Source organism: Kitasatospora sp. NPDC058190, from assembly GCF_042883685.1.
In the GTDB taxonomy this organism is placed as follows: domain Bacteria; phylum Actinomycetota; class Actinomycetes; order Streptomycetales; family Streptomycetaceae; genus Kitasatospora.
The window spans coordinates 71,455-80,562 of the sequence record NZ_JBHVVI010000026.1 but is presented as its reverse complement, the minus strand read 5'-3'; the positions used below and the strand labels follow the sequence as shown (position 1 = coordinate 80,562).

Here is a 9,108-nt window from a genome sequence, read left to right as displayed (position 1 = left end):
GCCAGCAGCGCCGGCAGCACACCCATCGTGCCGTCCGTCGACGCCATACCACCGATCACCAGGTCGAACCCGGTCTTCTCCAGCGCCTTCGCCAGGACCGCCGACGTCCCGATCACGTCCGAACCGTGGATGTCGTCGTCGTTCACGTGCACGGCCTTGTCCGCACCCATCGACAGCGCCTTGCGCAGCGCGTCCTTCGCGTCGTCCGGACCCACCGTCAGCACCGTCACCTCGGCGCCCTCGTTCGCCTCCGCGATGCGCAGCGCCTGCTCGACGCCGTACTCGTCCAGCTCCGACAGGAGGCCGTCCACGCCCTCCCGGTCGGTGGTGTGGTCGTCCGCGAAACGACGGTCACCCGTCGCGTCCGGCACGTACTTCACACAGACGACGATCCTCAAGCTCATGAGCGGTATCTCCTGTCACGGGTGCACGGATGCACTGGATCCATGGCCTCAGGTCATGCCGAGGGTACTGAGTGCCAAGTCCGGCCCGGCCGCGGCCCGCGCGCCGCAAGCGCCACCTGGACCGGCATGCCGTGTCGGCTCTCTTCGACTGGCGTCAGAGGCTCCACGGAGAGCTTACGGCACTCAGTACCCCTGGTAAAGGCACTCAGTACCCTTCCCGGTGACCGGGGGCCCTGGTGCCCTCCGCGGGCGTCGCCGCCGGTCCGCCGAGGGCCACGGCCGCCTCTCCGGTGTAGACGCTGAAGGTCAGCGACTCCTGGAGGTAGAGCCGGACGGAGTCGGCATCGTGCGAGAGGTAGCCGACGGACACGTCCTGGCCGAGGAAGAGTTCGAAGTCGCCGCCCCGGGTGGAGAGCAGGAAGGCGCCCTCGATGGCGGGGGCCCAGATGATGTCGCCGTCCAGCAGGCGGGCGAGGTGGTTGTGGACGGGGTAGCCGTGGTCGCTGGTCTCGTTGACGGCGGTGAAGGCGGCGGCCCCGAGCAGGAGCGAGTACGGCCCGCCGACGCCGGCCAGGCGCAGCGCGGTGAGGGCGCGGCTGACGGCCTCGGGGTACTCGCGGACGTCGTCGGGGAGCTGGACCGGCGGGTTGCTCGAGCCGGCCCGGATGCCCTCGATGGCGGCGGCGCGGTAGCCCTCGAAGACGGCGCGGTCCTCGGCGAGGGCGAGGGTGCGGGCGGCGTCCTTGACCGGCTGCCAGTCGGAGTCCCGGGAGCCGCGTTCGACGTCGTCCACCGCCGCGCGGGCGACGGTGAAGGGGACGCGCAGCTCGACCACCGGACGGCTGGCGCGGGCGTGCGCCCGGACGCCCTCGAGGGGCGGTTCGATGCCGGTCAGGTGGCCGGTGCCGACGGCGGCGAGGGTGGCGCCCTCGGGGCCGCGCAGGTCGACCACCCGGCGGGCGGCGATGTGCAGCTTGAAGGTCTGACGGGCCTCCTCCTCGATCTCCTCCCACGCGGCGGCGGAGATCGGGGCGAGGTCCCGGTGGAGGTTGTTCATGCGCGGGGTCCTCTTCAGCGGGTCTGTTTGAGGCTGCCGATGCCGAGCGAGCCGTCCGCGGGCGCGGGGCCCACGGCGGGCGCGGACGCGGAAACGGCGGCGGGCGCGGACGCGGGCGGTGGGGAGTCCAGGAAGTCGGCGGTCGGGACGAAGAACAGCGTGCCGGTGGCCGCGGTGGAGAAGTCGAGCAGCCGGTCGGTGGTGCCCGGCGGGTTGCCGATGAACATGTTGCGGAGCATCTCCTCGGTCACCCCGGGGTCGCGCGCGTAGCCGATGAAGTAGGTGCCGAACTCGCCGCCCCTCCTGGCCGATCCGGAGGGGCCGAAGGAGCCGAAGGGCATGTTGAAGCGGACGATCTTCCGCTCCTGGCCGTCCGGGCCGGTGATCACGGTGAGCGCCACGTGCGAGTCGGCGGGCTTGACGTCGTCGGCCAGCTCGATGTCGGTGAGCTTGGTGCGGCCGACCGCCCCCTCCTGCTCCTCGACGCTCAGTGCGTTCCACTTGTCCAGGTCGTGCAGGTACTTCTGGACGATGACGTAGCTGCCGCCTGCGAAGCCGGGGTCCTCCTCGCCCACCACGGCGGCGGTCTCGGCCGCTCGGCCCTCGGGGTTCTCGGTGCCGTCCACGAAGCCGAGCAGGTCCCGGTCCTCGAAGTACCGGAAGCCCTGGACGGAGTCGACCACGGTGGCCGCCCCGGCGAGGCGGGTGGTGAGCCGGCCCGCCAGCTCGAAGCAGAGGTCCATCCGCTCGGCCCGCAGGTGCAGCAGCAGGTCGCCCGGGGTGGCCGGGGCGCGGTGGCGGGCACCGGCCACCTCCTGGAAGGGGTGGAGGTCGGCCGGCCGGGGGCCGTCGAAGAGGCGGTCCCAGAGCTCGGAGCCGATGCCGGTGACGCAGGTGAGGCCGCCCTCGGGGGCCCGGAAGCCGACCGCCCGGCGCAGTCCGGCGAGGTCGGGCAGCAGTTCCCGGACGGCGTCCTCGCCGCCGGGTTCGACGGTGAGGACCAGGAAGACGGCCGCGCCGGTCAGCGGGGAGAGCACGGCTTGCGGTTCGGACTGCATGGCTGCGCTCCTTGTCACCCACCGGTTGTCACGCACCGGGCTCACGACGGGCGCCCCCGCAAGGGTGGGTGCAGAGCATGACGGATCAGCGCCAATCTGATCATGCCAACGATTACATCGCACAGAGGACAATTCGGCGCGGTCGACACGTAGCCGAACGGCCCGGCCGGGCAGGCCTGACGGCCCCGCCGGACGATGGTCCGACGGGGCCGTCAGAGTGATTCACCCCTGCTCCGGGCGAAGACGGGCGCTAGGGCCGCAGCGCCGCCAGCTGCTCGGCGAAGGGCACCACCTGCTCGGGCAGCGAGGCCGTCGACCGTTGGCGCCGCGCCGCCGGACCGCGGCCGGCCAGCAGGGCCGCCAGCTCGCCCGCCGCGCGGTCGATCCGGCCCGGCAGGTCGTCGGTGAGCGCGTCGCCCGCCCCGCCCCAGTCGTCGGTGGCCGCGTAGACGGCGGTCGGCAGTACCACCGCGCGCAGGTAGCTGAACAGCGGCCGGACGGCGTGCTCCAGGGCGAGTGAGTGCCGGGGCGTACCGCCGGTGGCGGCGATCAGCACCGGCTTGCCGGTCAGCGCGTCCTGGTCGACCACGTCGAAGAAGGACTTGAACAGGCCGCTGTAGGAGGCGGTGAAGATCGGCGTCACCGCGATCACCGCGTCCGCCTCCGTCACCGCCTCGATCGCCTCGCGCAGCGCGGCGGCCGGGAAGCCGGTGACGAGATTGTTGGCGATGTCCACGGCGAGGTCCCGCAGTTCGACCACGACGACCTCCACCTCCCGCCCGTCCAGGGCGAGTTGCCGCACCGTCGACTCGGCGAGCCGGTCCGCCAGCAGGCGCGTCGAGGACGGCTTGCTCAGCCCGGCGCTCACCACCGCCAGCTTGAACACGGTCACTTGGCCACCTCCACGGCCTTCTCGTCGTTCGTACGGGCGTCGCGGGCCGCGACCAGCGCGGCGTGGGTCGGCCCGTCCGGCACATCGGCCGGGCGGCCCTTGGCGAACTCCTCGCGCAGCACCGGCACGACCTCCTCACCGAGCAGGTCCAGCTGCTCCAGCACGGTCTTCAGCGGCAGGCCGGCGTGGTCCATCAGGAACAGCTGGCGCTGGTAGTCGCCGAAGCTCTCGCGGAAGGTCAGCGTCTTCTCGATGACCTCCTGCGGGCTGCCCACGGTCAGCGGGGTCTGCTCGGTGAACTCCTCCAGCGAGGGCCCGTGTCCGTACACCGGCGCGTTGTCGAAGTACGGGCGGAACTCGCGCACCGCGTCCTGGGAGTTCCTCCGCATGAACACCTGCCCGCCGAGGCCGACGATCGCCTGCTCGGGCGTGCCGTGGCCGTAGTGGGCGTAGCGCTCGCGGTAGAGGTCGATCAGCTTCCGGAAGTGCTCCTTGGGCCAGAAGATGTTGTTCGCGAAGAAGCCGTCCCCGTAGTAGGCGGCCTGCTCGGCGATCTCCGGGCTGCGGATCGAGCCGTGCCAGACGAACGGCGGGACGTCATCCAACGGGCGCGGGGTGGAGGTGAAGCCCTGCAGCGGGGTGCGGAAGCGGCCCTGCCAGTCCACCACCTCTTCGCGCCACAACTGGTGCAGCAGCGCGTAGTTCTCGACCGCGAGCGGGATGCCCTGGCGGATGTCCTTGCCGAACCACGGGTAGACCGGACCGGTGTTGCCGCGGCCCATCATCAGGTCCACCCGGCCCTCGGCGAGGTGCTGGAGCATCGCGAAGTCCTCGGCGATCTTCACCGGGTCGTTGGTGGTGATCAGCGTGGTCGAGGTGGAGAGGATGATGCGGTCGGTCTGCGCGGCGATGTAGCCGAGCATGGTCGTCGGCGAGGACGGGACGAACGGCGGGTTGTGGTGCTCGCCGGTCGCGAAGACGTCCAGGCCGACCTCCTCGGCCTTGCGCGCGATGGCCACCATCGCCTTGATCCGCTCGTGCTCGCTCGGGGTGCGGCCGGTGGTCGGATCGGGGGTGACGTCGCCGACGGTGAAGATTCCGAACTGCATGCCGCTCACCACTCCAGACGGTTCCAGGTAGGTCGTTCAACTTTCAACCATCCTAGCATCCCGCCGGGGGGCGTTATTCCCGCCGACAAGCGAAGACGGGACGGCGACAATGGGAGGAGGGCTCCGGAAGGGCGGCGAATCGATGGCGCCGTACATCGCGGTGAGCGCGCTGAGCCACGAGGGCTTGGTGCGGGAGCACAACGAGGACAGCCTCACGGTCGGGCCGTGGACGCTCTGCGCCACCGTGACCACCAACCCGCAGACCCTGCTCTTCCCGCTCGGCCCGCCTTGCGTGGTCGCGGTGGCCGACGGTCTGGGCGGCCACCCCGGCGGCGAGGTGGCCAGCGCCCTGGTCGCCCGCCGGCTCGCCACCACGGGGGGCGCGCTGGACGGCGAGGAGGCCGTCCGGGAGGAGCTGCAGGAGTGCAACCGGGCGGTGTACGCGGCCGCGGCCGGGGATCCGGAGCTGGCCGCGATGGGCACCACCATCGCCGGACTGGTGCTGCTGCCCGAGCAGGCGGTGGCCTTCAACGTCGGCGACAGCCGGGTCTACCGGGTCACCGGGGACGGGCTGCGCCGGGTCAGCGTCGACGACAGTCCGCCGCTGCCGCCCGGCCGGCGCACCACTTCGGTCGTCACCCAGACCCTGGGCGGCTCGTTGGGGCTCACCTTCGTCGAACCGCACGTCCGCGCCGCGCCGCTGACCGCCGGCGACCGCTACCTGGTGTGCAGCGACGGACTGACCGACCCGGTGCCCGAGGAGGAGCTGGCCGAACTGCTCGCCCGGTCGTACGAAGGGTCCGAACGGGCCGACGGCCGGGCCGCGTTCGAGTTGTGGAAGGCCGCGATCGAGGCGGGCGGACCGGACAACATCACCCTGGCACTGGTGCGGATCGGGGAGTGAGGCGGCAGGCGTGCCGGCCCAGAAGTCGCGGCAGGCGTGCGGAAAACGCGCGGAGGCCGTGGTGACGATCGGCCACCACGGCCTCGGGACACGCCGGTTGGGCTGTCGGGGCTACTTGCGGAGCAGCAGGATCGCCCCGGCGGTGGCCAGGCCGACCAGCACGGCGGCCACACCGTACGCCAGGCGGTGCGCCTTCAGCACCGGCAGGAAGCGGTCCGCGGCGTAGCGGCCCGGGCCGGTCAGCGCGAGGGCGGCGGCGCCCGCGGTCAGCAGCAGCTCGTACTCGTTGCCCTTCGGTGCGAAGAAGCCGCCGCCCCAGGTGACGGCGATCGCGTTGACCATCGTGCCGACGATCGCGGCGCCCGCCAGCGGGGTCAACAGGCCGACGGCGAGGCCGAGTCCGCCCAGGATCTCGGTGAGGCCGGCGACCACGGCCATGGTGTTGCCCGCCGGGTAGCCGCTCATGGTGAAGAACTGACCGGTGCCGTCGATGCCGCCCCCGCCGAACCAGCCGAACAGCTTCTGGCTGCCGTGCGCGGCCATGGTGAGGCCGAGCACCAGGCGCAGGAGCAGGAGCCCGGCGTCATAGGCGTGCGGGGAGGTGGTCGCGGGCCCGGAGGAGTCCCGGGCGGTGCGGACGGTGGGGGTGGTGGCGGCGGTCGTGCTCGGGCTGCTGCTCGGCATGCGCGTCTCCATCGATCGGGGTCGGTCGTCGGGGTGTGGTGATGCGGCCGGGCGGAGTGTGGTGGGCCCGCCTGTTGTTCAAATTTGAACCGGCCGTTCCTCGACCGTACCTTGGAGTTCGAATTTGAACAACTGACGACCCGTGAGCGAGGTGCGGGCCCCGCCCGGCCCGGGGCAGGGTGGAGGCATGGCTCAACGCAGGCGACACCGGCGGGCCGCCGAGGCCGGCACGCCCTACCCCGAGGCGCTGGCCGCCTTCGACGAGCGGGTCCGACTGGTCACACCCGGCCAGTGGGACTCCCCCACCCCGTGCGCCGACTGGTCGGTCCGCGACCTGGTCAACCACCTCACCGGCGAGCAGCTCTGGGTGCCCGAGCTGCTGATGGGCGCCACCATCGCCGAGGTCGGCAGCCGCTTCGACGGCGACGTGCTCGGCCCGGACCCGGTCGCCGCCTGGACGGCCGCCGCCGAGGCCGCCCGGCACGCCTGGGAGGTCCCGGGCGCCACCGAGCTCACCGTCCACCTGTCCTTCGCGGACGTCTCCGGGCAGTACTACCTGGACCAGCTCACCACCGACCTGGTGGTGCACACCTGGGACCTCGCCGAGGGCATCGGGACCCGCACCCGGCTCCCGGCGGAGCTGGTGGACTTCGCGCTCGGCGAGATCATCGGCTACGGGGACCTCTCCGGCAGCGGGCTGTTCGACGCGCCGCTGCCCGTCGCCGAGGACGCGGGCCCGCAGGCCCGGCTGCTGGCCCTCACCGGGCGGCGGGACGGAGGCTGAACCTGGTAAATCCGGGCGCGCCGGATACTGGAGAGTACGGGGGTACGTCCTGATCCCGTACGAGAGGCGGGCGCGCCATGAGCCGCAGGCCGGACATCCTCGGCGAGTTCACCGCCGACCACAAGGCGGTCACCGAGCTGCTCGACCGGGTCGAAGCCTCCCCGACCGGTTCCGCCGAGCGCGCTGAGCTGGTCACCCGGCTGACCGACCTGTTGTTCACCCACTGCGCCGCCGAGGAGGAGCACCTCTTCCCGGTCGTCCAGCACGACGTGCCGGACGGCGGAGCCCTGGTGTTCAGCAGCATCCACGACCACCTCGCGATCGGGCAGTACCTCGCCGACCTGCAGGGGCTCGGCCCGGCCGACCCGGCCTTCGACGCGCTACTGGGCGGGCTGGCCGACACCGTCCGGCGGCACCTGAGCGGCGAGGAGAAGCTGCTCTTCCCGGCCGCCCGCAAGGCCCTGCCCGCCGCGGCCCGGGCGGCGCTGGGCGAACAGCTGCGGGCGGAGCGCGCGGAGCTCAGCTCGTCGGGCTGATCGGCCCGGACGGAACGATCAACTCGTCCGGCCGATCAACGCGTCCAGCCGATCAACCCTTCGGGCTGATCAGCGCGAACCGGGCGCCCTCGCGGTCCTGCAGCCGGGCCACCCGGCCGTACGGGGAGTCGAAGGCCGGACCGATCGCCGAACCACCCAGCTCAAGCGCCCGGGCCAGCGCCCGGTCGGTGTCCGCGACGGCGAAGGAGACCTCCCAGTGCGGCGGCATGCCCGCCGGGCCGCCCGCCTGCTCCTTGGCCAGCGCCGCGACGCTGTGCCCCTCGGCGCGCAGCACCACCCGGTCGTGCTCCCAGCGGACCTCGAAGTGCTCCGGGTCACGGCCGTCCCAGCGGAACACCTGGCCGTAGAACAGCGCCGCCGCGAACGGGTCCGGGGTGCGCAGCTCGATCCAGACCGGCGCGCCCGGAAGGTCCAGCTTCCGGGCGCGGCCCAGCGGGCCCTCCCAGATGCCGAACACCGCCCCGGCCGGGTCCGCCGCGAAGGCCACCCTCCCTTCGTCGAAGGCCAGCGGGCCGACGGCCAGCGTCGCGCCGCGCTCGCGCACCGCGTCGGCGGCGGCGTCGGCGCTCTCCGTCCCGAAGTAGCTGGTCCAGGCGAGCGGCACCGCCCCGAGACCGGCGACCCCCAGCCCGGCCACCGCCTCCCCGCCGGTCACCGCGTGCAGGTACGGGCCGAAGCGCTCCGGCTCGGGCTCGAACTCCCAGCCGAGCAGCGGCCCGTAGAACTCCTTGGCGCCCTCCAGGTCCCGGGCCATCAGGCTCACCCAGCACGGAACGGCCGCCACGCAGCGCACCCTGGCGGTCGTCTCACCGCTGCCCATCGCGAACCTCCTCGCCCACCCGGCCGCCGGGCCCCTCCCGACTCCCACGACCCACCGGCCGCCCGGGACGCCCACAGCCTAGGCCGACGGGCGTACCACGCCGGTGAAGGCATGGCCGGGCTCAGCGCACCCAGTTCTTGAGCGGCTCGGTGTCCAGGGAGATGCCGACCGGGTCGGGGAGGTGGACGGTCTTGCCGAACGGGAGGATCTGGATGGTCTCGTACCGAACGCCGTCGGGCCGGCTGTGGACGATGACCTCGGCGGAGTCCCGGTCGATCAGCAGGTAGACCGGGATGCCGGTCTCGGCGTAGGCGCGGGGCTTCTCGACGCGGTCACGGCGGTCAGTGTCAGAGTCGAACGAGGTGACCTCCGCAACCATGAGTACCTGTTCGGGCGCGGCCCAGTCACCTTGGCCCACAAAGGCATCTGCGTCAGCCAGTGTGCCGTCCGGGCGGGCGAATCCACCCCGATAGCCCTGCACCTTGAGTCCTTGATCGTGCAGGTAGAGCTCCGGCCGGGCCTGGATGCAGATCCGAAGGAGCCACTGGATGATGCGGCCGTGGTCACCGTCCGGCACGGGCTTGACCCCCAGCTTCCCGTTGATGAACTCCGGCCGGATGCCTTCAGCGGTCGCGGCCAGATGGCGAGCGAATTCCTCGAACTCCTCGGGCAGCATCTGCGGGCGGTCGGAGATCGCAGTCACGGGCTTTGCTCCTTCGCCTAGACACCCGCCGGACCAACGAGCACACCGGCGAGTGGTTACGGGGCGTCTGGCTTCTGACGATAGCCGACCCCGCAGGCCCACTTCCGATGTGACGCAGGCCACATCGGGCCGGGAA

Annotated in this window: 11 protein-coding genes; 3 read left to right on the top strand and 8 right to left on the bottom strand. The window is 72.2% G+C overall.

Annotated elements, in window-relative coordinates; translation table 11 throughout:
- The 5 genes from ACFVWU_RS15135 to ACFVWU_RS15115 form a co-directional block, all read right to left on the bottom strand.
- On the bottom strand, positions 1-404 hold a 404-nt coding region (locus tag ACFVWU_RS15135), incomplete at its 3' end, for an electron transfer flavoprotein subunit beta/FixA family protein (RefSeq protein ID WP_387620091.1).
- Positions 405-609: 205 nt separating this feature from the next.
- Positions 610-1,461: a family 1 encapsulin nanocompartment shell protein gene (locus tag ACFVWU_RS15130; RefSeq protein WP_387620088.1), complete on the bottom strand. Its 852-nt coding sequence runs from the start codon at positions 1,459-1,461 to the stop codon at positions 610-612.
- 14 nt (positions 1,462-1,475) lie between these two features.
- Positions 1,476-2,519, bottom strand: a complete 1,044-nt coding sequence (locus ACFVWU_RS15125) for a Dyp-type peroxidase (protein ID WP_387620085.1) — start codon at positions 2,517-2,519, stop codon at positions 1,476-1,478.
- A 250-nt stretch (positions 2,520-2,769) separates the two neighbouring features.
- Complete coding sequence (locus ACFVWU_RS15120; RefSeq protein WP_387620082.1) at positions 2,770-3,411, bottom strand: FMN reductase; 642 nt, start codon at positions 3,409-3,411, stop codon at positions 2,770-2,772.
- Complete coding sequence (locus ACFVWU_RS15115; RefSeq protein ID WP_387620078.1) at positions 3,408-4,520, bottom strand: LLM class flavin-dependent oxidoreductase; 1,113 nt, start codon at positions 4,518-4,520, stop codon at positions 3,408-3,410. Before ACFVWU_RS15115 ends, ACFVWU_RS15120 begins: the two co-directional genes overlap by 4 nt.
- 142 nt (positions 4,521-4,662) lie before the next feature.
- Here ACFVWU_RS15115 and ACFVWU_RS15110 point away from each other — a divergent pair, with 142 nt between their 5' ends.
- Complete coding sequence (locus ACFVWU_RS15110; protein WP_387620075.1) at positions 4,663-5,424, top strand: PP2C family protein-serine/threonine phosphatase; 762 nt, start codon at positions 4,663-4,665, stop codon at positions 5,422-5,424.
- 111 nt (positions 5,425-5,535) lie between these two features.
- Here the strand turns inward: ACFVWU_RS15110 and ACFVWU_RS15105 are convergent, their stop codons facing one another.
- Positions 5,536-6,108, bottom strand: coding sequence for a DoxX family protein (locus tag ACFVWU_RS15105; protein WP_387620073.1), 573 nt, complete (start codon positions 6,106-6,108; stop codon positions 5,536-5,538).
- Positions 6,109-6,295: 187 nt separating this feature from the next.
- Here ACFVWU_RS15105 and ACFVWU_RS15100 point away from each other — a divergent pair, with 187 nt between their 5' ends.
- Positions 6,296-6,892: a TIGR03086 family metal-binding protein gene (locus ACFVWU_RS15100; protein ID WP_387620071.1), complete on the top strand. Its 597-nt coding sequence runs from the start codon at positions 6,296-6,298 to the stop codon at positions 6,890-6,892.
- 77 nt (positions 6,893-6,969) lie between these two features.
- The gene (locus tag ACFVWU_RS15095) at positions 6,970-7,428 is read left to right on the top strand and encodes a hemerythrin domain-containing protein (protein ID WP_387620068.1); all 459 of its coding nucleotides are present in this window, start codon (positions 6,970-6,972) and stop codon (positions 7,426-7,428) included.
- Positions 7,429-7,480: 52 nt separating this feature from the next.
- Here ACFVWU_RS15095 and ACFVWU_RS15090 read toward each other — a convergent pair whose 3' ends face one another.
- Positions 7,481-8,269, bottom strand: a complete 789-nt coding sequence (locus ACFVWU_RS15090; RefSeq protein WP_387620065.1) for a VOC family protein — start codon at positions 8,267-8,269, stop codon at positions 7,481-7,483.
- Between the two features lie 121 nt (positions 8,270-8,390).
- Entirely contained in the window at positions 8,391-8,945 is a 555-nt protein-coding gene (locus ACFVWU_RS15085; protein ID WP_387620061.1) for a Uma2 family endonuclease, read from the bottom strand.
- Positions 8,946-9,108 lie beyond the last annotated feature (163 nt).